Raw genomic sequence first — 23,641 nt, 5'->3', positions numbered from 1 at the left:
CGGGGGCCGGGATCAGGCCGGCTCGACGGCGGGTTCCACTGCGGGCGTGCGGGTTTCGGCGACAGCGGGGCGGGTCGTCACGGTGCGGTACACCACCGCGCCGATGGCCACCGAGAGCAGCACGAACAGCGTTGCGGCCCAGAGCATCCACCAGCCGCCGCCCTGCGGGGTGTAGATCTCCGGACGCGGCCAGGCCAGGTTGACCGCCATGGCCAGACCCCAGGCGACCGCGGCGATGTTCACCGGAATTCCCCAGCGCCCCAGGCTGAACAGCGGGGTGCCGTCGGCGTCGGTGCGCTCGAAGCCGTGCGTGCCCTTGATCCGGCGGATCAGCAGCGGCACGGTCACCAGCGCGTACGCCAGGTAGATCATGACGATGCAGACGCTGGCCAGGGTCGCGAAGATGGCCGGGTTCCCGAGATTGACCACCAGCAGCGCGATGCCGAGCACGCCGATGACCACCGCGGGCAGCACCGGGGTGCCGTAGCGCGGATGCACCGCGGCCAGCTGGGTCGCGAAGGGGAGCTTGCCGTCGCGGGCCATGGAGAACAGCAGCCGCGATCCGGCCGTCTGGATCGCCAGGGTGCACACGATGACGGCCACCGCGACACAGCCCAGCACGACCTTGCCCGCCGGGGTTCCGAGCTTGGCGGTGATGACGTAGCCCAGGCCCTCGGCGCCGAGCGCGCCGTCGGTCAGGCTGGGCGCGGCCATGAGCGCGCCGAGCAGGATCAGCCCGCCGCCCAGCGCGGAGGCGGTCAGCGCGCTGAGAATGGTGCGCGGCGCGACCTGGCGCGGATTCTTGGTCTCCTCGGAAAGCTCACCGGCGGAATTGAATCCGACCATGACGTAGGCGGCCATCAGCCCCGAGACCAGGAAGGCGGCCCAGTACGGCCCGGGCGCGGCGGTGTCGGTCTGCAGCACCACGGCGGGCCCGCGCTCGGCGTGGGTGAAGAACAGCGCGATCACCGCGGCGACGCCGACGATCTCGATCGTCACGCCGATGGAATTGATCTTCGACATGAGATCGATGCCGATGACGTTGATGGTCGTGGTGAACGCCAGCAGCACGCTGCCCAGCAGCACCGCGTTCATCGCCCCGTCCGCCGAGGTCAGCGCCGTCTCGGTGCCGATGAGCTGGAAGCCGTCCCAGATCGAGGGCAGCACCACCTGCAGCGCGATGGCGGCCGCGGCGGCGGTGACGATCTGCGCGATCACCATCATCCAGCCGGCGAACCAGCCCACCGCCTCGCCGCCGAGGCGGCGGGCCCACTGGTAGATGGCGCCCGAGATCGGGTAGCGCGCAGCCAGTTCGGCGAAGTTCAGGGCGACCAGCAGCTGGCCCAGGAACACCAGCGGCCAGGTCCAGAAGAAGGCGGCCCCGCCGAAGGAGTAACCGAGGCCGAAGAATTGGAAGATCGTGGTCAGGATGGAGACGAAGGAGAAGCCGGCCGCGAAGGACGCGAAGCGGCCCAGCTTGCGGTGCAGGACGGGTTCGTAGCCGAAGCTGGCGAGGTCGGCGCCGTCGGCGGCGGTGCTCGACGGGTGGTCGGGGGTGCGGGACTCGGCGGAGGCAACCATCGGCGGATCTTTCGCAGCGGTGAATATCTATCGAGTGAAAGTTTTCCTACCGCGATCGCTCATCCGATGACGTGGATGTATCTGTCACGTCTCCCGGCGTAACTTCTGCATTGCGGGTATTTCTATCGAGTGACAGGAAACTCACGACGGGCCCGGACGGGCCGCGAGGCGGGTACGCGCCGCATCGTCGGCCCGGCCGGGTAGGACAGAATGAGGGCGTGACCCAAGTCGGACCCGGACGTCCAAGGCTCGAACCCCGCCGCCGGGCGGGACAGACGCCGCGCGCCGAAATCCTGGACGCCGCCGCCGAACTCTTCACCGCCAACGGCTACGGCAGCACCTCCACCCGCGGCATCGCCGACGCGGTGGGCATCCGCCAGGCGTCGCTGTACCACCACTTCGCCTCCAAGGACGACATCCTGGACGCGCTGCTGGCCGAAACCATCGCCGGGCCACTGGAATTGGCCGAACGCCTGGCCGCCGCGGCCACGGACCCGGCGGTGCGGCTCTACGCACTGGCCCTGTTCGACGTTCGCCAACTGTGCAGCGCCCGCTGGAATCTGGGCGCGCTGTACCTGCTGCCGGAACTGCGCAGCGAACGCTTCGCCGCCTTCCGGGAACGCCGCGACGAGCTCCGGCGGCACTACGAATCGCTCGCCGCCGCCGTCATCGCCGCGGCCGGGGACACGGCCGTCCCGGGCGCGGAACTGCTGCCCTTCCGGCTGGTCGAATCGGTCATCAATATGCGCTCGGACGAGGGGGAGTCACCCGAGTACGCCGAGCGGCTCATTCCCGACGCCGTGCTCCGGCTACTGGGGTGGAACGGCGACCTGGCCGAAATCCGGGTCGCCGCAACCGAATCGCTCGGCTAGCCGGGCAGGCCCCTCAGGACTTGCCCTTGGACGTGCCCCACTTCAGTTCCCAGCGGTAGGTCTGGTCCACCGCGAGCTTGCCCCAGAAACGGTGACCGTCCGGCGGGCGCACGAACACGCCCTCGCGCCGCACCACCAGTTCGCCGTCGATGTTCTCGATCAGCGCCAGCACCATCTCGCGGGAGTCGTCGACGCAGCCGCTGACCTCCATCTCGATCGGCGGAGAGTTGCGCGGGTACAGCGTGGCGGTGGCGTGCACGCCCCGGAAGTCCTGCGCGCCCTCGTACAGCGAGGCGAAGACCAGGATGCGGCGGAACCGCGCGGTGTGATCGAGATTGATGGACAGGTTCTCGCCGCCCGCGCTCGCGCCGCTGCGGTCGTCCTGGTCCAGCTCGATGAACGGGGCGCGGTGCAGATTGCCCATGGTGTCCAGCGGGCTGATGCAGCCCTTGGTCCCGTCGGTCAGCTCCCAGAAGCAGCACAGGTCCAGATCCAGACCGCCGTTGCCGCCGCGCTTGCGCCCGAACAGCCCGCTGCTCGCCCCGGGCACCGACCAGTTCAGGTTGACCCGCATGATGCCGCCGGTCGCACCGGATTTGGTCAGCGAGATCGCCGGCGCTTCCTTGGTCAGCGAGATCTTGCCCAGGTTCACCGGCGCGGGCTGCGGCTGCGGCGGAACCGGCGGCTGCGGGTAACCCTGTTGCGGTGCTGCGTGATTCGGCTGCATCGGCGGCGCGGGCTGGGCCTGCGCCGGCCCCGGATCGTCGACGGTGATGCCGAAATCGGTTGCCAGCCCGGCCAATCCGGCGGAATAGCCCTGCCCGACCGCGCGGAACTTCCACGCGCCCTGGCGGCGGTACAGCTCGCCCAGTACGAAGGCGGTCTCGGACGAGGCGTCGGCGGAGTCGAACCGCGCGATCTCCGCGCCGCCGGCGGCGTCGACCAGGCGCACGTGCAGACCGCGCAACTGCGCGAAGGTGCCGCCGTCGGACGAGGCGGCGATGACGATGGTCTCGATCTGCGGCTCGACTCGCGAGAGATCGACCGAGAGCGCGTCGACTGTCTGCGGTCCCTGGCGCTTGCCCTCGTAACGCACCGCGCCCGAGGCGTGCGCCGGCTGGTTGTAGAACACGAAATCGGCATCGGAGCGCACCCGGCCCCCGGCCAGCAGGAGTGCCGACGCATCGGCGTCCGGAACGCCGGGACCCCCCTCCCAACCCAGTTCGACACGCACCGCGTTCGCGGCCACCGGAACGTTGGAACCCTTCATCATCGACACGGGCTCCAACGTATCCGATTCGGACACCGGCTGTCCCCCTCCCGGAACCGTCCGCGGTCGGCGTTCGAGCCCGGGTCGGGGCGGCGTTTCGCGATCGTGCGGGTCTCTGGCAAACCGGCGGCGGGCGGCGGCCGAGCAGCCTCCTCACGCCGCGGCGAACGACTCGTTCGATTCGAAAAATGGTCCGGAACAGCCGAATCGCCTGCAACTCGTTGCCCGGCCGTGACCTTGGACTACCGACCGGCCGCCGCCAACTACACTGAGCGACAGTCATACGGCATATCGATAGCTACCTACTGGGATCAGTCCTTGGGCAAGGGCCCCACTGCGGCGGGAGCGAGAGATGACGGAAGCACGACGCGCGGACCTCGACGAGCCGGAATGGAATTCCGGCAGGAAATGGATCACGCTCGCGGTATTGGCGCTCGGCCTGTCCATGGTGGTGCTCGACGGCACCATCGTCACGGTCTCGCTGCCGGTCATCATCGCGGACCTCAATCTGAGTTTCACTCAGGCGCAATGGATCACGAGCATCTACGCGGTGGTGCTGGCCGCCCTGCTCATCACCGCGGGCAGGCTCGGCGACCGGCTCGGGCGGCGCGCGGTCTTCGCCGTCGGCGTGCTGATCTTCCTCGCGGGCAGCGTGCTGGCCGCCTCGGCCACCGCCGCCTGGCCGCTCATCCTGGGCCGCATCGTGCAGGGCATCGGTGCCGCGGCGGTCATGCCGGGCACCCTCGCCACCATGAACGCGCTCTTCCGCGGGCGCGACCGGATCATCGCCTTCGCCATCTGGGGTTCGGTCATCGCGGGGGTCGCGGCCATCGGCCCGCTGGTCGGCGGCTGGCTGACCACGAACTACACCTGGCCCTGGATCTTCCTGGTCAACATCCCGCTCGGCGCGCTCGTGCTCATCGGCCTCGTGCTCTTCGTGCCCGAAACCAAGATGAAGCACAGTGCGCCCGGCCTCGACATCGACGGCTTCCTCCTGAGCGCGGCCGGGTTCGCCCTCATCGTGTTCGCCCTCATCGAGGGGCAGACCTACGGCTGGTGGAAGCCGCTGCGCGACTTCCCGCTCGCCGGATTCACCTGGTCGGCCACCGCGCCCATCTCCCCGGTCCCGATCCTGCTCGCGCTCGGCGCGCTGGCGCTGTTCCTGTTCATCAAATGGGAGCTGCACCGCAATCTCATCGGGCGTTCGGCGCTGCTGGACCCGCATCTGTTCCGTATTCCGAGCTTCCGCTGGGGCAACATCACCGCCTTCGCGGTCGCGCTCGGCGAATTCGGCCTGCTGTTCGTGCTGCCGCTGTTCATGGTGAACGTGCTCGGATTGTCCACGCTCGGTGCGGGTTACGTGCTCGCCGCGATGGCGGCCGGCGCGTTCCTGTCGGCCGGCGTCGCCGAGGGCCTGGTGCGCAAGGTCGGCGCGGTGCGGGTGGTGCAGATCGGCCTGGCCCTGGAGGCGGTGTCCATCGCGGTGGCCGCGATCTGCGTGACGCCGCACATCTCCCCGGTGTGGCTGGCGGTCATCCTGGTCGGCTACGGGCTCGGGCTCGGTATGGCCTCGGCGCAGCTCACCGGGACCGTGCTCGGCGATGTGCCCGCCGAGTACTCGGGGCAGGGCTCGGCGACCCAGAGCACCGTGCGCCAGCTCGGCTCGGCCTTCGGCGTCGCGGTCGTCGGCGCGCTGTTGTCGGTGGCGCTGGGCCACGATCTGCCGCGCCGCCTCGACGACGTGACCGAGCTGCCCGCCGCGGCCGCCGACACCGTCGCGACCGCCACCCGCGAGTCCGCGGGCGGGGCCATCGAGGGCGTGCGCGAGCACGGCGGCGCACCCGCGGTGCTGGACGCGCTGGAACAGGGCTTCACCGACGCCACCCGCACCACGCTGCTGGCCGCGGCCATCTTCCTGGCCCTCGGCCTGGCCGCGGCCACCAAGATTCCGCACCGGGCGACCGCCGCCGAGACGGTCGGTACCCCGTCCGGCCTCGAAAAGACCACGACGGCGGGCGAATCCGACTGATCCCGCGAGCCCGGTGAGACTCAGGGATCGATGAGATCCAGCCCGCGCAGCCGCTCGAAGACCAGCAGCGACCCCGGAGCGACGTGCGGCATGGCGGCGTACTCGCCGAGCGTGAAGTAGCGCAGCTCGGCGATCTCGCCCGACGCCCGCGGGTCCGCGCTCAACTCGCCGAGGTAGCACGTCATGTGCAGCCGGGTGCCCGGCGCGTGGCCGTACGCCTCGGCCTCGAAGACCCCGAGTTCGCGGACCGCCAGGGTCCGCACCCCGAGTTCCTCGCGGACCTCGCGGTGCAGGGCCGACTCCGGCGTCTCGCCCGGATCGATCTTGCCGCCCGCCATGTAGAAGACTTCTTTGCCCGTGGACCTGGCCTGCAACAGCCGACGGTCCCGGATGTACGCCAGTGCCGCTGTGCGAATCACGGCGTCCACCCTAGCCATCGGACCGCGGGGGTCAGCGGGTCGGCGGGGCGATCCGCCAGTGCTGCTGCAGCGCCTGCGCGATCTCGGGCAGCAGGGTCACCGGAATCCGCTTGTTCCGCAGCAGTTCCCGGATCTCGTTGACCTGCTCGCGCTTGCGCATGTCGTAGGCGTTGGCGACCGGGCGCACCACCGGCGGGATCGAGAGCAGCACCAGTTCGCCGTGCTCCTCGGAGCCGCCGTTGAGATCCAGGGCCAGGGACCAGCGGCCCTTCTCGTCGAGTGCGAACCGCCCCGCCACCACGCGGTCCCAGTCGATGCCCAGCGCGCCCCACGGGGTGCGCTGCACGATCGCCTGATCACTGAGCACCAGCCCGTCCCGGCCGAAGAGCAGGAACAGCACCGTGAGCCCCGCGGCGACGCCGAGCAGCAGACCGGTGAACACCCGGTTCCAGCCGAAGACCCCCGTCACGATCAGCGTGACGGCGACGGTCACCGCCACCGCCGCGACCCCGTAGGCCGCGGCCCGCCGCCCGGGCACCACGCCCGCCCGCACCATCGTCATAGCGCCCCAACCCTAGACATGCTCGCCCTCCGCGATCGACCGGTCGTCACCGTACCGGCAGCGGCCGCGGCGTTCCAGCGGTCCCGGCGCCCGATCCGCTATTTCTGCTGTCGCAGCAACTCCAGAATCGTCTCGGTGTTGCGGCGCGCCAGGGTCGCCTCCCGGTAGGTGGCCAGGACATAGGAGATCAGCGCACCGCGCCGAGCGCGATTGGGCGAGTCGGGCTTCTGATCCGGGTCGTCCTTGCCGTCGAGCAGGTCGACGGGATTGACATACCCGTCCCAGACCGTCTCGTTCCAGATGTCGGCCAGCCCCGCACGAGTCCAGAACTGACCGTCCTTGATGTTGTAGAACACCTTCTGGAACACCGTGCGCACGGCGTGCGGCACGCCGACCTGGTTGTGGATCTCGCTGAGCTGCCGGTCGGACATATCCCCGCCACCTTCGTCGATGATGTTCCGTACATCCCGGCGGAACGCATCCATGTCGATGCCCGCGGGATCGATCTTGCCTTCGCTGCTGTACTCCTTGTGCCCGACCACATCGCCCCCGCCGAGCCGGCGCACGATCGCCGCGCAGCCCCGCCGGTAGGCGTCCAATTGCACCGGCGTCCAATCCGATCCGTCGCCCCGGGAGACGGCCTCGATGCCGATCGTGTGCCAATTGGCGTTGTCGGTGGGCCAGCCCGGCCAGCGGCCGCGCCCGGCATGCCAGCAGACGCCGGCCGCGATCACCCGATACAGACCGTCACGCTCCAGCACCAGTTGGGCGAGCGGGCCGGGTAGATCGGGACGGCCGTCCTGCACGATGCGCCAATCATTGGCGCCGCCGCCGGCCGTATGATGGCACAGGACACCGCGGATGTCACGGAAGTCGCCGTGCCCGCGTTCTTTCCACCCGTCGTGTTCGAGGACTCGCAAGCCCGCGGCCCGCAATACATCGGCCAGCCAGACGGGATCGCCGCTCCACCCCATGATTTCCCCCGCTCGTCCGGACTCAGCGCGGTATCAGCGGCAGGACAGCCGGTGCGGTCTCGGATGAGCCCGCGAATCGCGGTGAGTATCGATCGACAGGAGTTCGTTCACGCGGCCGGTCGCGGATCGGTCCGCACCCAGAGTGGGTGCGGACCGGCGTGTCGGCGGCTTGGTGCGGGACGGTCCGGTGTCAGGACTCCAGCGCCACGGCGGCTTCCGCGGTGTAGACCAGGAACGTCAGGCTCTCCTGGAAGTACAGCTGGACCGTGTCGGCGTCGTGCGAGAGATAGCCGATGGACAGGTCCTGCCCGATCTGCAGATCGAAGTCGCCGCCGCGGGTGGACAGCACGAACGCGCCGTCGATCGCCGGGGCCCAGATGATGTCGCCGTCGATGAGGCGTTCGATATGGGTGCGGATCGGATGCCCGTGGTCCGAGGTCTCACTGACCGCGGTGTACAGATCGGCGGACAGCAGCACCGAGTACGGACCGTCCACACCGGCCAGCCGCAGCTTGGACAGCGCCTGGGCGACGGCCTCGGGGGTCAGCCGCTCATCGACCGGCAGCTTGACCGGTTCGCACACGCTCGAGGATCGCACCCCGGTGATGCCCGCTGCCGGGAAGCCCTCGAAGATGGCGCGATCCTCGGCGAAGGCGATCTTCTTCGCCGCCTCCTTGACCGCGTCCAGGTCGGTGTCCTTCGCGCCGCGTTCGACGTTGTCGAGCTCGGAGCGGTTCAGCACGAACGGCACCCGCAGTTCGACCAGCGGGAGCACCACGCGCTGCCTGGCCTGGATGCCCTCCCCGGGGGACGTGATCGGCGCGGTGCGCCCGACCGTGACCGCGGAGTAGTCGTCGCCGTGCGGTCCCGACAGATCGACCACGCGCCGACCGGCGATGTGCCGCTTGAAGGTTCGGCTCGCCTCCTCTTCGATCGCCGCCCAGGCGGCGGAGGTGATCGGAGCGAGTTCGCGGTGGAGGTTGTTCATGCCTTAGCTCCTTTTCAACGTGCCGATGCCCAGGGATCCGTTACCCGAAGGAACAACACCATCGGTTGCCGAGGATTCCCGGATCTCCTCAACGGTTGTACTACCCATTTGTCCCGCTTCCATGGACCCGGGAGCGTCCGGCAGGGCGTCGAAGAACCCCGCGGGCGGGGTGAAGAAGTTCGTGCCGGTCACGGCCTCGGAGAAATCGAGTATGCGGTCGTACGCCGCGTCCTCGGTCCCGAGGAACATGCGGGTCAACATGTCCTCGGTCACGCTCGGGGAGGCCGCGTAGGCGATGTAATAGGTGCCGAACTCGCCGTCCTTGACGCTGCCGAACGGCATGTTGGCGCGCACGATGGTGCCGACATCGTCCTGATCGTTCACCGCCACATGGGAATCGGCGGGCTTCTCGTCGTCGGAGAGCTCGAAGTCCGACATCTTGTGGCGGCCGATGACCTTCTCCTGCTCATCGGTGCTCAGCGCGTTCCACTCGCCCATGGTGTGCAGGTACTTCTGCACGATCACATAACTGCCACCGGCGAACTCGGGATCCTCGTCGCCGATGAGCGCGGCCGAGACGGCCAGCTGCCCCTCGGGATTCTCGGTGCCGTCCACGAAACCGAGCAGATCGCGCTGCTCGAAATAGCGGAAGCCCAGGGTCTGATCGACGATGGTCCCCGCGCCGGCCAGGCGGTCACCCAGCGCCATCGCCAATTCGAAACAGGCGTACTGGGTTTCGGCCTTGATGTGGAACAGCAGGTCGCCGGGCGTGGCCGGGGCCCGGTGCTTCGCGCCGACGTAGCCCGGAAACTCGTGTAGTTCAGCGGGTTTGGGCCCGGAGAAGAGCCGATCCCAGGCCGTCGGGCCGATACTGGTGATACACGCCAGGTCGGCCCCGGGGATGCGGAATCCCACGGATCGGCGCAGACCGGGCAGATCTGCGAGCAGGTCCCGCACGACCGCCTCGCCGCCCTCGTCGATGGTGACGACGAGAAATATGGCGGCGGGCGACAGCGGGTTGAGGATCGGCTGCGGCTCACCCATGCACTCCAGCCTAGAGGCCCGGCGGAGTGCGCCTACCAACCGGTAGCGGCGTGGCCGCTATTTTGCGACGGTCAGCAGGAAGGCCACGTCCTCCACGGCCTTCACACTGTGCCGCGCATCGGGGATGACCAGCAGGTCCCCGGCCGATCCCTTCCATTCGTTGGTGCCGCTGATCAGCGCCAGCACGCCGCTGATCACAACCATCGTGGCCTCGCCCGGGTTCTCGTGCTCGGCCAGGGTCTGACCCGCCGCCATGGCGATCACGGTCTGGCGCAGGCTGTGCGCGTGCCCGCCGTAGATGGTCTGCGAGCTGCGCCCGCTGGATGCCGTCGCCGCCAGCTTGAGCTGCTGACGGGCGACCGCGGTCAGCGATTTCTTGTCCATGGACTGCCTTTCGCCGGAGTATCCGTGAGTATGCCGGACACGTGTCGGCCGATCGGCGGTTTCGGGCGTTCGTTGCGGGAATTGGTGCACGCGGGATGCGCGCGTTACACGAGGGCCCGCCCATAACGGCGGATGCGATAGCGCAGACCCGCCGCGGACTCGCGCCACGCGTCCTGTTCGGCGTGCCAGTGCGGGTCGATGGCGGGGGCCCAGCAGTCGCCGTCGATGTCGGCGTCGACCTCGGTGATCACCAGTTCTGTCGCGAAAGGCATTGCCGCGCGGTAGATCTCGCCGCCGCCCATGACCCACACCGGGTCGTCTCCGGCCAGCTCGAGCGCCTGCTCCACCGAGCCCGCCCGCTCCGCGCCTTCGGCCGACCAGTCGGCCTGCCGCGTCACGACGATGTTGCGGCGGCCCGCCAGGGGGCGGAACCGCTCGGGCAGCGAATCCCAGGTGCGCCGGCCCATCACGACCGGGTGCCCCCAGGTGACCTCCTTGAAGTGCGCCATGTCCTCGGGCAGCCGCCACGGAATGGCGTTGTCCAGGCCGATGACCCCGTCCGGGGTCTGCGCCCAGATCAGCCCGACGGTCCGCGTGCGCACCGTGCTCACACCGCCACCGGCGCCTTGATCGCCGGATGATGCTGATAATCCAGGATTTCGACGTCCTCGTACGCGTAGTCGAACAACGACGGCGCGGGCCGCAGCGCCAGTGTCGGGAACGGATACGGCGTGCGGGTCAGCTGTTCGCGCACCTGATCCACGTGATTGTCGTAGATGTGCACGTCGCCGCCGGTCCACACGAAGTCGCCGACCTCGAGCTCGCACTGCTGCGCCACCATGTGGGTCAGCAGCGCGTAGCTCGCGATATTGAACGGCACGCCCAGGAACAGGTCCGCGCTGCGCTGGTACAGCTGGCAGGAGAGCTTGCCGTCGGCCACGTAGAACTGGAAGAAGGCGTGGCACGGGGCCAGCGCCATGCGATCGAGCTCGGACACGTTCCAGGCCGAGACGATGATGCGCCGCGAATCCGGATCCGTGCGCAGGGTCTGCAACACCTGGGCGATCTGATCGATATGGGTTCCGTCCGGGCGCGGCCAGGACCGCCACTGCACGCCGTAGACCGGGCCCAGATCGCCGTTGGCGTCGGCCCACTCGTCCCAGATCGTGACCCCGTGCTCGTGCAGCCAGGCCACGTTCGAATCACCGCGCAGGAACCAGAGCAGTTCGTAGACAATCGATTTCAGATGCACCTTTTTGGTGGTGATCAGCGGGAAGCCCTGCGACAGGTCATAGCGCAGTTGGTGCCCGAAGATACTGCGGGTGCCGGTACCGGTCCGGTCGGCCTTGGGCGTACCGGACTCGAGGACGAGCCGCAGCAGATCCTCGTATTGGGTGTCGCCTGCGGCCGTGCTCCGGGGGTCTCGAGAGGCGCTGTTCACGCCTGGCAAGCTTACGCACCGTGCGGAAGCTCTATGTGATCGGAATCGGCGCCGGTAATCCAGACCAGGTGACGGTGCAGGCCGTCAAGGCCATACGCCGGGCCACCACGTTCTTCGTCATCGGCAAGGGCGCGGAGAAACAGGAATTGGTCGACGTGCGCGCCGGCATCCTGGCCGAGTACGCCGAGCAGCCGCACCGGGTGGTGGAGATCCCGGATCCCCCGCGCGATCGCAGCGTGCCCGGGGCGCACGCCGACGACGCCTACCGGGGCGCGGTCACCGACTGGCACGAGGCCCGCGCCGAGCGCCTGGAGGCCGCGTTCGCCGAGGCGGACGACATCGGGGCCATCCTGGTCTGGGGTGATCCCTCGCTCTACGACAGCACCCTGCGGATCGTCGAACGCGTCCTCGAGCGCGAGGTCGTGCACTTCGACTTCGAGGTCATCCCCGGCATCACCAGCGTGCAGGCGCTGGCCGCCGCGCATCGCATGGTGCTGCACGAGATCGGCGAGCCCATGCACGTGACCACCGGCCGCCGCCTGCGCGAAGAGGGGCTGCCCGCCGGGCAGTCCACGCTGGTCATGCTGGACGCGGACTGCTCGTTCACCCAGATTCCGGGCGAGGACATCTACATCTGGTGGGGCGCGTACCTCGGCATGCCCGACGAGGTGATCATCGAGGGCCCGCTGCGCATCGTGGAACAGCGGATCGTGCGCCGCCGGGCCGCCCTGCGCGAGGCCAAGGGCTGGATCATGGACACCTACCTGCTGCGCTACCAGTAGCGGACCAGGCCGGCTCGGGCGTGGCGGCTCCCACGCGCGGTGCGCCCGACCGGACCGCCCGAACAGTCGGGTCGACGGGGACTGCCCGAACGACCGGACCGCCGGAGGAAGCGGACCAGCGGGGCGGGTCCGCGGGCTGGAGGGTGGTCGGTCCGGCGCGGCTCCACACGCGCGGAGTGGCAGGCTGTAACGGTCCGAATTTCCGACTGCGCGGAGGCCACTTCATGAGCGAGCGAGCACAGCCGCCGGCGCGCATCGCGCGGGGCCGGCGCGGGCGGGCGGTGGTGGACGATCTGCCGTTCACCCTCGATCGCGCGGACGCCGCACCGCTGGCGGTGCAGGTGGCCGACGGGCTGCGCGGGGCCGCCGCGGCCGGCGCGCTGCGCAGCGGGGACCGGCTGCCCTCGTCCCGCGAGCTGGCGGCGCGCCTGGGCGTGAGCCGGACCGTGGTCACCGCCGCCTACGACCAGTTGCACGCCGAGGGCTGGATCGGCGGACAGCACGGGTCCGGGACCTATCTGACCGCCGCGCCCGAACCGGTGGGGGAGCACTCCGCGGCGGGCGAACGGGCGAATCCGCTGGCGGGACTGCTGGATCTGGGCGCGGGCGCGCCCAGCATCGAGACCCTGGACCGGGCGGCGTGGCGGCGCGCCTGGCGCGCGGCCTCGGACCGCACGCCGCTGATCCGGCGCGATCGAGCGGGCGAGCCCGAGTACCGGGCGGCCGTCGCCGAACATCTGCTCCGTCATCGCGGACTCGGCGCGGGCAGCGGTTCGGTGGTGCTGTCCACCGCCGGAACCAGTTCCGCCGTACAGGAAATCGCCGCCGCGTGCCTGCGCCCGGGCGATGTGGTCGCGATCGAGGATCCCGGCTACGTCCGGGCGGTGGGAGCCCTGCGGGCCGCGGGCATGCGGCTGGTTCCGGTGCCGGTGGACGAGCGGGGGCTGCGGGTCGATCTGCTACCGGACGACACCAGAGCGGTGTATTGCACACCCGCGCACCAGTTTCCGCTCGGCGCGCGGATGCCCGCCGTGCGCCGCGTCGAACTCGTCGAATTCGCCCGCCGGCGGGGCGCATTGGTCCTCGAGGACGACTACGACGGCGAACTCCGGTACGACACAACGCCGTTGCCGCTGCTGGCCACGCTCGCCCCCGACGTGGTCGTGCACCTGGGCACCACCAGCAAGATACTGACACCGACCCTGGGCATCGGCTGGCTGGTCGCCGCGCCCGCCGTGGCCGCGGCCGTGCTGGCGCACCGCGAGGCCACCGGGACCAGCCCCGCCCCCGCCGGGCAGCAGGTCGTCGCCGAACTGGCGCGCAACGGCGATCTGGCCCGGCACCTGCGCCGCCTGCGCCGGGAGATGCCGGTGCGCCGGTCCCTGGTCATCGAGGAACTGCGGGCCTTCGGACTGGCGGCGCGCGGCGACGACGCCGGGTCCCATCTCGTGGTGCTGCTCGACTCCCAGGACCAGGAGGACCGGGCGCTGGACGCGGCCCGGGCGCGCGGGGTCTACCTCGACGGACTGGGCCGCCATCACCTCGGGCCGCGACACACCTTCGGCATCGCGCTCGGTTATGCGGCGCTGTCCGGGGCGGAACTGCCGGTGGCGGTCCGCCTGGCCGGGGCCGCGCTGGCCGAAGTCGTACAGTGGTCCGGGTAAGCCAGGCGGACCACCCTACGACTACCGAAGTGGGTACGAGAGCATGAGCGAACAGGACATCCTCGCGCGGATCAAGGGCCTCGTCGACAAGGAACACGAGCTGCGCGCCGCCACCGGGCAGGGCGAGATCGACCCGGAGACCGAACGCCGTCAGCTCGCCGAACTCGAGGTCATGCTGGACCAGTGCTGGGATCTGCTGCGCCAGCGCCGCGCCCGCATCGACCAGGGCCGCAACCCCGACGAGGCGCAGGCGAGCTCGGTGCGCCAGGTCGAGGGCTACCTGCAGTAGATGGCCGTTCCGCTCTGCCGGCCCGGCGGAGCTCGTGGCTACCATCGATGGACGGCGGCGGCCGTGCGCGCACGCGCGGCCGAGCCGCCGTCACGACCGGCACGACGCGGTGCCGGCGGAGCGAGTGGGTAGGCACATGGTGGCAACGACAGACATCACGACCGCCGACGGCGCCGTCCGGGGCCTGTGGGGCAAGCGGGTTTCGCGCTGGCGGTCCATTCCCTTCGCCGCGCCGCCCGTCGGCGAGCTGCGGTTCCGCGCGCCCCAGCCGGTGCAGCCCTGGACCGGGGTGCGCGACGCGACCCACTTCGGGTTCGCGGCCATGCAGCATCGGCGCGGCGCGCAGATCGGGCCGCGGCAGCAGCAGCCGACCGGCGAGGACTGCCTGACGCTGAACGTCACCGCGCCGAACAAACCCGCCGCCACCGCGCGCCCGGTGATGGTGTTCATCCACGGCGGCGGTTACCTGCTGGGCACCTCGGCGCTGCGGCTCTACTCCGGCAGCCGGCTGGCGCTGCTCGGCGACGTGATCGTGGTGTCGGTCAACTACCGGCTCGGTGCGTTCGGCTACGTGGACTTCAGCGAATACTCCACGCCTGCACACCGATTCGACAACAACCTGGGCCTGCGCGACCAGGTTGCGGCGCTGGAGTGGGTGCGCGACAACATCGCGGCCTTCGGGGGCGACCCGGGCAACGTCACGATCTTCGGTGAATCGGCCGGTGCGCACGCGGTGCTCGCGCTCATGGCCACCCCGGCGGCGGCCGGACTGTTCCACCGCGCCATCTCCCAGAGCCCGCCCGCGGACTGGGGACCGTCGCAGGCCGACGCCGCGCTGTTCGCCCGCCGCTGCGTCGAGCAGCTCGGCGCGGGTGCGGGCGACGGCGCGCAGGCGCTGCTCACCGCGACCCCGAACCGGATTCGCAGCGCGGTGGATCACGCCGTCAGCGCGGTCATGCGCGATCAGCCCGGGCTGTTCCCGGTCGCGCCGCAGGTGGACGGCGACTACCTGCCGCTGCCGATCATCGATGCCTTCGCCGGCGGGAGCGCGCACCGTGTGCCGCTCATCATCGGCACGAACCGGGACGAGGGCACGCTGTTCTCCCGCTTCGACGACACCCTGCCCACCACGCCCGAGCGCATGCGCCGCCTGCTGCGGCAGGTGGGCGGCGACGCCGAGACCCGGGTGCTCGGGGCCTACCCGGGCTTTCCCAAGCCGAGGGTGGCCGTGCGCGCCGGCGGCGACTTCACGTTCTGGCGACCGTCGGTGGAGGTCATGTCCGGGCACAGCCGATACGCGCCCACCTACGCCTACCGCTACGACTTCGCCCCGCGCGCACTGCAACTCGCGGGCTTCGGGGCGACGCACGCGCTGGACCTGATCCCCGTCTTCGGTGCGACGGCCACGCCGTTCGGGCGGGCGCTGTCCGCGGCGGGCGGGCAGCGGGCGTTCAACTCGGTGTCCGAGCAGTTCCAGCGGAACTGGCTGTCCTTCGCGCGCACCGGAGCCCCGCTGGCGGCCTGGCCCGCCTACACCGAGGACGAGCGGGCAACCATGATCATCGACTCGCCGCAGCGGGTGGAGTTCGATCCGGAGCGGGCAAAACGCCTGGCCTGGCAGGGTATTCGGGTTCCCGCGCTGGCGTGAGCGCAGGTTCCGGCGGTCACTCGCCCGGGCTGACGACCGGCCCGCGGCGGGCTGTTCCGGGGGCCGGTCCCGTATGCCGCTCCGGGCAGATCACTTGAGCAGCCGGGACATTCGCCGGTCGGCCAGGATCTTGCCGCCGGTCTGGCAGGTCGCGCAGTACTGAAAGGACTTGTCCGCGAACGCGACCTCGCGCACGATGTCGCCGCACACCGGGCACGGCAGCCCGGTCCGCCCGTGCACCTGCATGCCGGACCGCTTCTCGCCCTTGAGCCGGGCCGCGTCCTGCCCGACCGACCGGGCGATGGCGTCGGTCAGGATCGCCCGCATGGCCGCGAACAGCCGGGCCACCTGTTCGGCGTCGAGGCCGGAGGCGGTGGCGAAGGGCGAGAGCTTGGCGGTGTGCAGTATCTCGTCGGAGTAGGCGTTGCCGATCCCGGCCAGCACGGTCTGATCGGTCAGCGCGTTCTTGATCCGCTGCGAGGTGCCCCGCAGCAGTTCGGCGAACTCGGGCTCGGTCACCGCCATGGCGTCGGGTCCGAGCCGGGCGATGCCCGCCACCTCCTGCGGATCGCGCACCACCCACACGGCCAGCCGCTTCTTGGTCCCGGCCTCGGTCAGGTCGAACGCGGGCGTCGCGCCCTCGGGGGTGAACAGGTGCACGCGCAGGGCCAGCGGCCCCTTGCCGGGCTTGGGCGGGGTCTGGCTGGGTTCGTCGATCCACCGCAGCCACCCGCCCCGCGACAGATGCGTGATCAGCCAAATCCCGTCGCAGTCCAGCCCGACGTGCTTGCCCCAATGCCCCGCCCCGGTGACGTCGCGCCCCGACAGCGCGGTGATCGGCGGATCGAATGTCTTGAGCACGCTCAGCGCGGCGACATCCACCCGCCCGACCACCGCTCCCGTCGCATGGGCGCTCAAGAACTGCTCGAGCGCCACAATCTCCGGCAATTCAGGCACCCCCGCAGCCTACCGATCGGTACCGACAGCCGCCGAGTACACGCGCGGGGCAGGTCGCCGATTACCCGTGGGCACGGTCACGTGACGGTGGTGTCGGAGTGTGCTCGGTTCGTGGATTATCTGCCGTGGAAAATCGTGGGGGAGCGGCGTGGAAGTAGCCGGGGGAAGGCTTCGGACGTGCGATGCCGGCCCGCCATCGCGGTCGTGAATTCTGAACCGGCATTTGCCCATACGGTTCGGCTGACGCGTAATCGGGTCGCGTGCACCGAGTTTCGTCGGGTCGGTTTGCCCGATGGAAGCGGCCGGATTGTTCCGTCCGGCAACCGGGAGCGAGCAGCGTCGATGGGCCCGGGGGGTGCCCAGTTTTCGGCCTCCGGAAATGGGGTCGAAAGGGTCTGAATGACGATATCTGAAATATGAGAATTCGAGATCTACTTCGCATGTGAAGATTTTGCATAGTGATGCTATGTCAAGGCTCGATGGCGAAAAAGTACGAGCACTCGGTTCATGCTTGTAGGAGAAGCTGTGCGACCCGGATTATTCTGAGATCGTGGGGACGCTGAAAGCGCCATCAATCCTCGTTAGCCGCAGTTATTTTCGGAACCGTATTCGCTTCGTCGTATTTGCCGGAATCCTTGATCGGGTTCGGCAGCGAACCGAGGCTGTGTGTCGTGGCCATGATGAATCGTCGGGCCACGGAGCGGAGATCATCAAGTCGAATTGCGAAGCAATTCACAGAATGATGTCACTTCAACGCCGAATTCGGCGGATCCGCTCCGATTGCCGTCTCGACGCCGCAAACCACCCCCGGCGCGTGCTCGCGACCGCTGCGACCCGGGCTGCCCGCCCGTAACGGGTGCCGGGGCCGAAACCGATTCGGGGCCGGATCGGCGCGGCGATACTCGTTGTATGCCTTTGCCTTTGACGCCGCTCCGGATGGATTCACCGCTGCTGCGGCGGTTGGTCGGGCAGTTGGCCGGGCTGGCGCAGGACGCGGTGTCGGGGGCGGTGGCCGAGGTGGGGGTGTATCGGCAGCTGTCGGCGGAGTTGGCGGGGCCGGAGCTGAATGCCACTGCGCTGTCGCATCTTCTGACGTTTCTGGCGGTGGCCGAGCAGGGGCGTGAAGCGGGGCCGGGGGATCTGGCGGCCATCATGGTGTCGGCGGGGCGGCGGGCCGAGGAACGGATACCGCTGTCGGATGTGCTCGACGCGTATCTGACCGGAGCCCGGGTGGTGTGGCAGGCCGTCATCGCGGCGGCCGGGCCGCAGGACCGTGCGGACGTGGATTCCTTTGTGGCGCATCTGCTGGCGTTCCTGCACCGGACCACGGTGGCCATCACCGCCACCTACGTCCGCGTGCACGCCACCGTCTCCAGTGTGGAGCGGGACGCGCGCCACGCGCTGTGCACCGCGTTGCTGGCCGGCCAGGATGCCGGAAACCTCGCGGCCCAGGCCGAATTCGCGCTGGTGCGCTCCTACTCGGTGGTGACGCTGACGGTCGCCGGGGTGCCGAGCCGGCCCGGCAACACCGGGGAATTGGCGTCCGCGCGGCGCCGGGTGCGGCAGGCGCACGATCTGGTCGAGCGGCGGCACGGCGGTGAGCACCGGCTGGTCGCCTTCGACGGGCACAGCGGCGTGCTGCTGCTGCCCGCGGCGGATTCGGTGTCGCCGGAGGCGCTGGTGCGGGATCTGGCCGCGGCGTTCGCGCTGCCGGTGACCGCGGCGCTCGCGCCCGCCGCGGAGGTCGAGGCCATTCCGGCCGCCTTCGAATTGGCCCGGGAAATCTACGAATTGGCACGGGCGCTGGACCGGCCCGCCGGGCTCTACCGACTATCGGATCTCATGGTGGAGTACCAGATCACCCGCCCCGGGCCCGCGCGGGACGCCCTGGAAGCGGTGCTCGGGCCGCTGCGTGAACACCCCCATCTGCTCGAGACCCTGCGCGTCAACATGCGCTACGGACTGGATCGGCAGGCGGCGGCGAAAGCGCTGGGCCTGCACGCGAATACGTACTCCTACCGACTGCGCCGGATAGCGGAGGTCACCGGTCTCGACGCCACCGACGCCGCGGACGCGCGGGTGCTGGCCTCGGCGATGCTGGCGTCCTCGACGCGCCGGAATCCACAGGGGCGCAACACCGCTGAGCCCCGCAGCTGACCGAACCGGCCAACCGGGTTGGCCCGGCCCCTTCGTTGCAGGTGAAAGGGGCCGGGCCGGGCCGCTTGGGCGAAACGGCCCGGAGCGGAAGTGATTCCGCCCGGCATTCGAGACGATCGTGCCGGGTGATAACCGGGACACGAGCGCGGCGGTAGCGATCCGACTCCGCCGCCGAACGCCTGTCCGGAACTGTAATCGGGCCGTGCTGGTCAGATCCCTCGGTTCGTCTCACCTGAGACTCAACGTCAGCGGGAATGACACCGGATGTCCGTGGTTTCCCAGGGTTTGCCGGCGACCTCGCAAGTTAGCTGGCCGCTACGGCCCGGCGAACCGCCAATTCCGCACGGCCGCTCACGATCACGGCGTAGCCGAGAAAGGCCGCACCCCCGGCGCGCACCGCGCCGATGAGTACGCAGCGCACCAGGTCGTAATGGCTCGCGACGGACGCCGGATCCGTCGCGCCCGCGATGCCGCCGGCGACCGCGGCCAGGGCCAGCCCGGACAGCACCCAACCGCGATGCCGCGCAACCGGCGCCGGTCGGGCACGGCGGATCCGGCGCGCGGCGAACCAGGCCAGGATGATCAGTCCCGTGAGCGAGGACAGGTAGCCGATCACGTTGTAGACGCGATGTGGTCCGATCACCGATTCGCGCAGCGGTTCCCAGTGGCGCACCGCCGCGCCGTCGGTGTGCGTGAAGGTGTCCCACGCCAGATGCGTTGCGGCGCCGACGATCAGGGCCGCGATCACCCGCCACCAGCCGGGCCTGGCCGGGAAGGCCACGGCCCGGCCGAGCAGCGCGGGCACGGGCAGGCACAGGATCCGGCCCAGGACCAGCAGGACCGCGCCGAGCGCCAGGGTCAGCGGCAGTCCGCGTGCCTCGTGGGTGAGAGCGCCGTCTATTCCGATGGGCGCGTAGTACCCGGCGTCGGGCGCGAGACTGCCCGCGATCAGCGCGGGCAGCCACAGGCGGCCGCGCAGCGGCAGGACCGCCGCCGGGTGGGCCAGGGTGAACGGCACGGACTTCCTCCCCGAGTGGTCTGTGAATCGGGCGGGGAATTGGCTATTTGGTGAGGCCATTCTTCGCGCGATGCTGGTCCCATGACCGAGCAAGTGACACGGGTGCCATTGTCGCCCACCCCGCGCAGCAGCCTGACCCGCTCCAGGGAGCGGGGGCGGACCGACCGCGCGGAGCTGGACGCCGTGCTGGACGCGGGCCTGCTGTGCCACCTGGGAGTGGTGCTCGGCGGCAGTCCGGTCGTGATTCCGACCATCTACGGCCGGTCCGGGGACACGCTGTACCTGCACGGCTCGACGGGGGCCGGGAACATGCGAGCCGCGCTGACCGGGCCGGTGTCGGTCTCGGTCACGCTGGTGGACGGGCTCGTCTACGCGCGCTCGGCCATGCACTTCTCCATGAACTACCGCTCGGCCGTCATCCACGCGCGGCCGGTCGAGGTCACCGATTATCAGGAACGGATGGCGGCGTTGCGGGTGATCGTGGAGCACGCCGCGCCCGGCGCCTGGGACGGGGTGCGCCCGCCGAGCAAGAAGGAGATGGCCGCGACCATGGTGCTGGCCCTGGACCTCACCGAGGCGTCGGTGAAGGTTCGCACCGGCGGTCCCCGGGACGACGCGGCCGACATCGAGAACGGCGGGGTGTGGGCGGGCGTGCTGCCGCTGCGTCAGGTCTGGGAGCCACCCAGCTCGGCGGATGATCTGGAGCCGGGAATCGAGGTGCCCGGCCACGTGCTGGCCCGGGTGACGCGGAGTGCGGCCGCCGTGTGAACGGCGCGCCGGCTACCAGCCGGTCGCGTCCAGGCCGAGGCCGGACAGCACCCCGGTCGCGAGCGCGGACAGCGCCGAATTGTCCGGCACCGCATCGGGATCCAGACTCACCAGCGACAGCGTGTAGCCATCCGCGATCCGGGTCAAGTAGCCCGAGAGCCGGGTGCGCGGCAACCGATCGGCCCGCAGTCCGGGGTGGATGGCGCGAGCCGCCACCCCGGTGCACGGGTGCGCGCCGAGGAACAGCAGCGAGTCCGGCAGGGTTCCGATGTTGGAGCACAGGATGTCTCGTTCGCCCGCGCCCGCGGCGAGCCGGTGCGCCCAGCGATCGGGCAGGACCTGGAGCAGTTCCTCGGGAATGCCGCCCGGACTGCTCATCCGGTGTTCGTACGCGGCCCTCGCCCGATGGCGGATCGAGGCCGGGGTGTCGGCGGGCGTGATCGCGATCTCGGTCATGGCCATGTCGTTGTCGACCCGGGGTTCGTCCCGGGTGTCCACCGGCAGGCTGGCGGCGATGGTATCCGGCTCGAAACCGCTGTCCCACAGCATTGTCGCGACCACGTACACGAACAGGCTGTTCGCGGTGCCGTCCTGGGCGACCGCCACCCGATTCCACTCGCGAGCCGGAATCTGCAGTGCCGCGGACGCTGTCACGCCGCCGGCGCGTATCCGGGGCGCCGGGCGCGGCGCCGGAGCAGGCGGGCGTGCGGGGATCCCGCGCCGCAGCGCGCGGGCGGTCCCGCCGATGACGGTGCGCCACTGCCGCCGGGCGTCGGCCCAATCCGAATGGCCCGCCGCCGGATCCGCCAGGGGAGTGCCGGTCAGCGCGTGATCGATGGCCAGGGTCAGCGCCCGGCCGTCGGCCAGGCTGTGCGAGCAGGTCAGCGCGGCGACGCTGCCGCCGCCCTGCAGATTCACGCTCGACAGCCGCCACCCGGGGCTGAATTCCGGATCCAGGTCCGTGCCCTGGCCATCGGCCCAATCCAGCAGGGCGGCAGCGGGAATCGCGGCCTCGGTCAGGGCGAGCGGATGCGTCTGCGCGTTCGGCTGCCAGCGCGGGCGCGCGCCGGGGACGCGGCCGCGCACCACGCGCCGCCCGAGCGGGCCGGTGCGCAGCGCCTCGTGCACCCGGATCAGCAGTGCGGCGTCGATCGGATCGGCGGTACGCCACAGGCCCTGCAGGGCGATCGGGGTGCCCATGCCCCGGTGCGCCCGCAGGAAGATCTCGTCCACCACGCTCAGCCGATTCATCGCTGCGCAGCGTACCGGGGCGCGCCGACGTGTTCGAGCCGCCGGATCAGCGCGGGAGTGCGTGCTTCAGCTCGGTTGCCCGTGCCGTCCCGAACCGGCCGCGAAGCGGGCCGCGCCGTCGAGCGCGCCGTCCAGCAGGGCGCGCACGCCGTGCTGGAATTCGTTCGCGACCGCGGCGGGTTCGTCCAGCCCCTCCTGCTCCAGGGCAGACATGCGATCCGAGCGCAGGCAGGTCTGCGGGAGCGCGGCCAGTTGTGCCGCGAGTTCCTCTGCGGCGGAGCGGGATTCGCCGACCGGGACGACCCGGTTGACCAGGCCCATCTGCAGCGCCTCGGTCGCGTCGACCGCGCGGCCGGTGAGAATCAGGTCCATGGCGCGCCCGGCGCCGATGATCCGAGGCAGGCGCACCGTGCCGCCGTCGATGAGCGGGACGCCCCAGCGGCGGCAGAAGACGCCGAAAGTGCTGTCCTGCTCCGCGATTCGCATATCGGCCCAGATCGCGAGTTCGAGGCCGCCCGCCACCGCGTAGCCCGAGACCGCGGCGATGACGGGTTTGGACAGGCGCATGCGGGTCGGGCCCATCGGCCCGTCGCCCTCCGGGGTGGCCTGGTTGGAGCGCTCGGTGCCCAGGCCCTTGAGGTCGGCGCCCGCGCAGAACGTGCCGCCGTCGCCCCAGAGCACGGCGACCGCGGCGTCCGGGTCGGCGTCGAACTCGCGGAAGGCCGCGGCCAGGGCGGCGGCGGTGGGGCCGTCCACCGCGTTGCGGGCCTCGGGGCGATGCAGGATCACGGTGGTCACGGGGCCATTGCGTTCGACTCGTACGCTCACCGGGCCGACCATACGCCGTAAATCAGGCCTTGCGTCAAGAAATGAATCAATGGTTCACTTCTTGTGTGGCCTACCGCAGAACTCCCGCTGTCCAGGCCCGCCTCGACGCCCAGGCCGCGTCGATCGTGCGGGCCGCCATGACCGTGCTGTCCCGCGACGGCTACGCCGGACTGTCGGTCGCCGCGGTGGCCGCCGAGGCCGGGGTCGCCACCGGCACGGTCTACAAGAGCTTCAGCGGCAAGGCCGAACTGGTGACGGCGGTCTTCCGCGAGGTGGTCACCCGCGAGGTCGCGGCGGTCGCCGTGGCGGGCGGCGCCGAACCCGCCGAACCGACCGCCGCGGGCGTCTTCGCCCGCGACCGGGTCACCGCGGCCGTCGAGACCTTCGCCGGACGCGCCCTCAAGAACCCCCGGCTGGCCTACGTGCTGCTGGCCGAACCGGTGGACGCCGCCGTCGACGCCGAACGCCTGCGCTTCCGGCGGGCTTTCGCCGAGACCTTCGAATCCGCCATCGCCGCCGGTGTCGCCACCGGGCAACTCCCGCCGCAGGACGCGCGCACCAGCGCCACCGCCCTGGTCGGCGCGATCGGCGAGGTGCTGGTCGGACCGCTGGCCGAAGAACTCGAGAGCGAGTCGGTGGTGCCCGAACTCGTCGCCTTCGCTTTGCGCGCACTCGGCGTCCCCGGCCGGTGACCGCATGGAATTGGAACAAGGAG

Annotated in this window: 23 protein-coding genes; 9 read left to right on the top strand and 14 right to left on the bottom strand. The window is 70.4% G+C overall.

Annotation, left to right across the window (positions count from 1 at the left end; translation table 11 throughout):
- Positions 1 to 12: 12 nt before the first annotated feature.
- The gene (locus ACFVBH_RS17140) at positions 13 to 1,581 is read right to left on the bottom strand and encodes an amino acid permease (RefSeq protein ID WP_379002379.1); all 1,569 of its coding nucleotides are present in this window, start codon (positions 1,579 to 1,581) and stop codon (positions 13 to 15) included.
- Between the two features lie 218 nt (positions 1,582 to 1,799).
- Between ACFVBH_RS17140 and ACFVBH_RS17135 the strand changes: the two genes are divergently transcribed.
- Positions 1,800 to 2,453 (top strand): TetR/AcrR family transcriptional regulator, encoded by a 654-nt coding sequence (locus ACFVBH_RS17135; RefSeq protein WP_354985934.1) that lies wholly within the window; start codon positions 1,800 to 1,802, stop codon positions 2,451 to 2,453.
- A gap of 13 nt (positions 2,454 to 2,466) precedes the next feature.
- Here the strand turns inward: ACFVBH_RS17135 and ACFVBH_RS17130 are convergent, their stop codons facing one another.
- Complete coding sequence (locus ACFVBH_RS17130) at positions 2,467 to 3,726, bottom strand: TerD family protein (protein WP_379002822.1); 1,260 nt, start codon at positions 3,724 to 3,726, stop codon at positions 2,467 to 2,469.
- 349 nt (positions 3,727 to 4,075) lie between these two features.
- Between ACFVBH_RS17130 and ACFVBH_RS17125 the strand changes: the two genes are divergently transcribed.
- Complete coding sequence (locus ACFVBH_RS17125) at positions 4,076 to 5,752, top strand: MFS transporter (protein ID WP_379002378.1); 1,677 nt, start codon at positions 4,076 to 4,078, stop codon at positions 5,750 to 5,752.
- 20 nt (positions 5,753 to 5,772) lie between these two features.
- Here the strand turns inward: ACFVBH_RS17125 and ACFVBH_RS17120 are convergent, their stop codons facing one another.
- From ACFVBH_RS17120 to ACFVBH_RS17085, 8 genes are all read right to left on the bottom strand, one after another.
- The gene (locus ACFVBH_RS17120) at positions 5,773 to 6,189 is read right to left on the bottom strand and encodes an NUDIX domain-containing protein (protein WP_354985936.1); all 417 of its coding nucleotides are present in this window, start codon (positions 6,187 to 6,189) and stop codon (positions 5,773 to 5,775) included.
- 13 nt (positions 6,190 to 6,202) lie between these two features.
- The gene (locus ACFVBH_RS17115) at positions 6,203 to 6,733 is read right to left on the bottom strand and encodes a hypothetical protein (RefSeq protein ID WP_354985937.1); all 531 of its coding nucleotides are present in this window, start codon (positions 6,731 to 6,733) and stop codon (positions 6,203 to 6,205) included.
- Positions 6,734 to 6,831: 98 nt separating this feature from the next.
- Positions 6,832 to 7,707: an N-acetylmuramoyl-L-alanine amidase gene (locus tag ACFVBH_RS17110; protein WP_354985938.1), complete on the bottom strand. Its 876-nt coding sequence runs from the start codon at positions 7,705 to 7,707 to the stop codon at positions 6,832 to 6,834.
- Between the two features lie 190 nt (positions 7,708 to 7,897).
- Positions 7,898 to 8,695 (bottom strand): family 1 encapsulin nanocompartment shell protein, encoded by a 798-nt coding sequence (locus tag ACFVBH_RS17105; RefSeq protein ID WP_354985939.1) that lies wholly within the window; start codon positions 8,693 to 8,695, stop codon positions 7,898 to 7,900.
- A 3-nt stretch (positions 8,696 to 8,698) separates the two neighbouring features.
- Positions 8,699 to 9,739, bottom strand: coding sequence for a Dyp-type peroxidase (locus tag ACFVBH_RS17100; protein WP_379002377.1), 1,041 nt, complete (start codon positions 9,737 to 9,739; stop codon positions 8,699 to 8,701).
- Positions 9,740 to 9,796: 57 nt separating this feature from the next.
- Entirely contained in the window at positions 9,797 to 10,123 is a 327-nt protein-coding gene (locus ACFVBH_RS17095) for a cupin domain-containing protein (RefSeq protein ID WP_354985941.1), read from the bottom strand.
- Positions 10,124 to 10,227: 104 nt separating this feature from the next.
- Positions 10,228 to 10,725 (bottom strand): dihydrofolate reductase, encoded by a 498-nt coding sequence (locus ACFVBH_RS17090; RefSeq protein WP_379002820.1) that lies wholly within the window; start codon positions 10,723 to 10,725, stop codon positions 10,228 to 10,230.
- 5 nt (positions 10,726 to 10,730) lie between these two features.
- Positions 10,731 to 11,564, bottom strand: a complete 834-nt coding sequence (locus tag ACFVBH_RS17085; protein ID WP_354985942.1) for a thymidylate synthase — start codon at positions 11,562 to 11,564, stop codon at positions 10,731 to 10,733.
- A 20-nt stretch (positions 11,565 to 11,584) separates the two neighbouring features.
- Between ACFVBH_RS17085 and cobF the strand changes: the two genes are divergently transcribed.
- The 4 genes from cobF (at position 11,585) to ACFVBH_RS17065 (ending at position 15,947) form a co-directional block, all read left to right on the top strand.
- Positions 11,585 to 12,346 (top strand): precorrin-6A synthase (deacetylating), encoded by a 762-nt coding sequence (cobF, locus tag ACFVBH_RS17080; RefSeq protein ID WP_354985943.1) that lies wholly within the window; start codon positions 11,585 to 11,587, stop codon positions 12,344 to 12,346.
- Positions 12,347 to 12,570: 224 nt separating this feature from the next.
- Positions 12,571 to 14,010 carry a PLP-dependent aminotransferase family protein gene (locus tag ACFVBH_RS17075; RefSeq protein WP_379002376.1) on the top strand — a complete coding sequence of 480 codons (1,440 nt, stop codon included), beginning with the start codon at positions 12,571 to 12,573 and terminating at the stop codon, positions 14,008 to 14,010.
- 43 nt (positions 14,011 to 14,053) lie between these two features.
- Positions 14,054 to 14,299, top strand: coding sequence for a DUF2630 family protein (locus ACFVBH_RS17070; protein ID WP_379002375.1), 246 nt, complete (start codon positions 14,054 to 14,056; stop codon positions 14,297 to 14,299).
- A 136-nt stretch (positions 14,300 to 14,435) separates the two neighbouring features.
- Positions 14,436 to 15,947, top strand: coding sequence for a carboxylesterase/lipase family protein (locus tag ACFVBH_RS17065; protein ID WP_379002374.1), 1,512 nt, complete (start codon positions 14,436 to 14,438; stop codon positions 15,945 to 15,947).
- Between the two features lie 90 nt (positions 15,948 to 16,037).
- On the opposite strand, the gene ACFVBH_RS17060 is transcribed toward ACFVBH_RS17065, so the two are convergent.
- On the bottom strand, positions 16,038 to 16,904 hold the full coding sequence (locus ACFVBH_RS17060) for a DNA-formamidopyrimidine glycosylase family protein (protein WP_354985947.1): 867 nt from the start codon (positions 16,902 to 16,904) through the stop codon (positions 16,038 to 16,040).
- A gap of 909 nt (positions 16,905 to 17,813) precedes the next feature.
- Between ACFVBH_RS17060 and ACFVBH_RS17055 the strand changes: the two genes are divergently transcribed.
- The gene (locus tag ACFVBH_RS17055) at positions 17,814 to 19,061 is read left to right on the top strand and encodes a PucR family transcriptional regulator (protein ID WP_379002372.1); all 1,248 of its coding nucleotides are present in this window, start codon (positions 17,814 to 17,816) and stop codon (positions 19,059 to 19,061) included.
- A gap of 304 nt (positions 19,062 to 19,365) precedes the next feature.
- On the opposite strand, the gene ACFVBH_RS17050 is transcribed toward ACFVBH_RS17055, so the two are convergent.
- The gene (locus ACFVBH_RS17050) at positions 19,366 to 20,079 is read right to left on the bottom strand and encodes a DUF4184 family protein (RefSeq protein ID WP_379002371.1); all 714 of its coding nucleotides are present in this window, start codon (positions 20,077 to 20,079) and stop codon (positions 19,366 to 19,368) included.
- Between the two features lie 81 nt (positions 20,080 to 20,160).
- On the opposite strand from ACFVBH_RS17050, the gene ACFVBH_RS17045 reads away from it, so the two are divergent.
- Positions 20,161 to 20,847: a pyridoxamine 5'-phosphate oxidase family protein gene (locus ACFVBH_RS17045; RefSeq protein ID WP_354985950.1), complete on the top strand. Its 687-nt coding sequence runs from the start codon at positions 20,161 to 20,163 to the stop codon at positions 20,845 to 20,847.
- A gap of 12 nt (positions 20,848 to 20,859) precedes the next feature.
- Here ACFVBH_RS17045 and ACFVBH_RS17040 read toward each other — a convergent pair whose 3' ends face one another.
- Together ACFVBH_RS17040 and ACFVBH_RS17035 are read right to left on the bottom strand one after the other, a co-directional pair.
- Complete coding sequence (locus ACFVBH_RS17040) at positions 20,860 to 22,098, bottom strand: hypothetical protein (RefSeq protein WP_379002370.1); 1,239 nt, start codon at positions 22,096 to 22,098, stop codon at positions 20,860 to 20,862.
- A gap of 66 nt (positions 22,099 to 22,164) precedes the next feature.
- Entirely contained in the window at positions 22,165 to 22,926 is a 762-nt protein-coding gene (locus ACFVBH_RS17035) for a crotonase/enoyl-CoA hydratase family protein (RefSeq protein ID WP_379002369.1), read from the bottom strand.
- Positions 22,927 to 22,991: 65 nt separating this feature from the next.
- On the opposite strand from ACFVBH_RS17035, the gene ACFVBH_RS17030 reads away from it, so the two are divergent.
- Positions 22,992 to 23,618, top strand: coding sequence for a TetR/AcrR family transcriptional regulator (locus tag ACFVBH_RS17030; protein ID WP_354985962.1), 627 nt, complete (start codon positions 22,992 to 22,994; stop codon positions 23,616 to 23,618).
- Positions 23,619 to 23,641 lie beyond the last annotated feature (23 nt).

Origin of the sequence: Nocardia sp. NPDC057668 (genome assembly GCF_042799795.1) — a bacterium.
Classification (GTDB): domain Bacteria; phylum Actinomycetota; class Actinomycetes; order Mycobacteriales; family Mycobacteriaceae; genus Nocardia.
Note: the sequence above shows the minus strand (reverse complement) of the source record. Positions and strands in the feature narration are given on the sequence as shown.

Coding starts and splice junctions, on each gene's coding strand:
- ACFVBH_RS17140 (WP_379002379.1), bottom strand. CDS start 1,581: ATGGTTGCCTCCGCCGAGTCCCGCACCCCCGACCACCCGTCGAGCACC.
- ACFVBH_RS17130 (WP_379002822.1), bottom strand. CDS start 3,726: ATGATGAAGGGTTCCAACGTTCCGGTGGCCGCGAACGCGGTGCGTGTC.
- ACFVBH_RS17125 (WP_379002378.1), top strand. CDS start 4,076: ATGACGGAAGCACGACGCGCGGACCTCGACGAGCCGGAATGGAATTCC.
- ACFVBH_RS17120 (WP_354985936.1), bottom strand. CDS start 6,189: ATGGCTAGGGTGGACGCCGTGATTCGCACAGCGGCACTGGCGTACATC.
- ACFVBH_RS17115 (WP_354985937.1), bottom strand. CDS start 6,733: ATGACGATGGTGCGGGCGGGCGTGGTGCCCGGGCGGCGGGCCGCGGCC.
- ACFVBH_RS17110 (WP_354985938.1), bottom strand. CDS start 7,707: ATGGGGTGGAGCGGCGATCCCGTCTGGCTGGCCGATGTATTGCGGGCC.
- ACFVBH_RS17105 (WP_354985939.1), bottom strand. CDS start 8,695: ATGAACAACCTCCACCGCGAACTCGCTCCGATCACCTCCGCCGCCTGG.
- ACFVBH_RS17100 (WP_379002377.1), bottom strand. CDS start 9,739: ATGGGTGAGCCGCAGCCGATCCTCAACCCGCTGTCGCCCGCCGCCATA.
- ACFVBH_RS17095 (WP_354985941.1), bottom strand. CDS start 10,123: ATGGACAAGAAATCGCTGACCGCGGTCGCCCGTCAGCAGCTCAAGCTG.
- ACFVBH_RS17075 (WP_379002376.1), top strand. CDS start 12,571: ATGAGCGAGCGAGCACAGCCGCCGGCGCGCATCGCGCGGGGCCGGCGC.
- ACFVBH_RS17070 (WP_379002375.1), top strand. CDS start 14,054: ATGAGCGAACAGGACATCCTCGCGCGGATCAAGGGCCTCGTCGACAAG.
- ACFVBH_RS17065 (WP_379002374.1), top strand. CDS start 14,436: ATGGTGGCAACGACAGACATCACGACCGCCGACGGCGCCGTCCGGGGC.
- ACFVBH_RS17055 (WP_379002372.1), top strand. CDS start 17,814: ATGCCTTTGCCTTTGACGCCGCTCCGGATGGATTCACCGCTGCTGCGG.
- ACFVBH_RS17045 (WP_354985950.1), top strand. CDS start 20,161: ATGACCGAGCAAGTGACACGGGTGCCATTGTCGCCCACCCCGCGCAGC.
- ACFVBH_RS17040 (WP_379002370.1), bottom strand. CDS start 22,098: ATGAATCGGCTGAGCGTGGTGGACGAGATCTTCCTGCGGGCGCACCGG.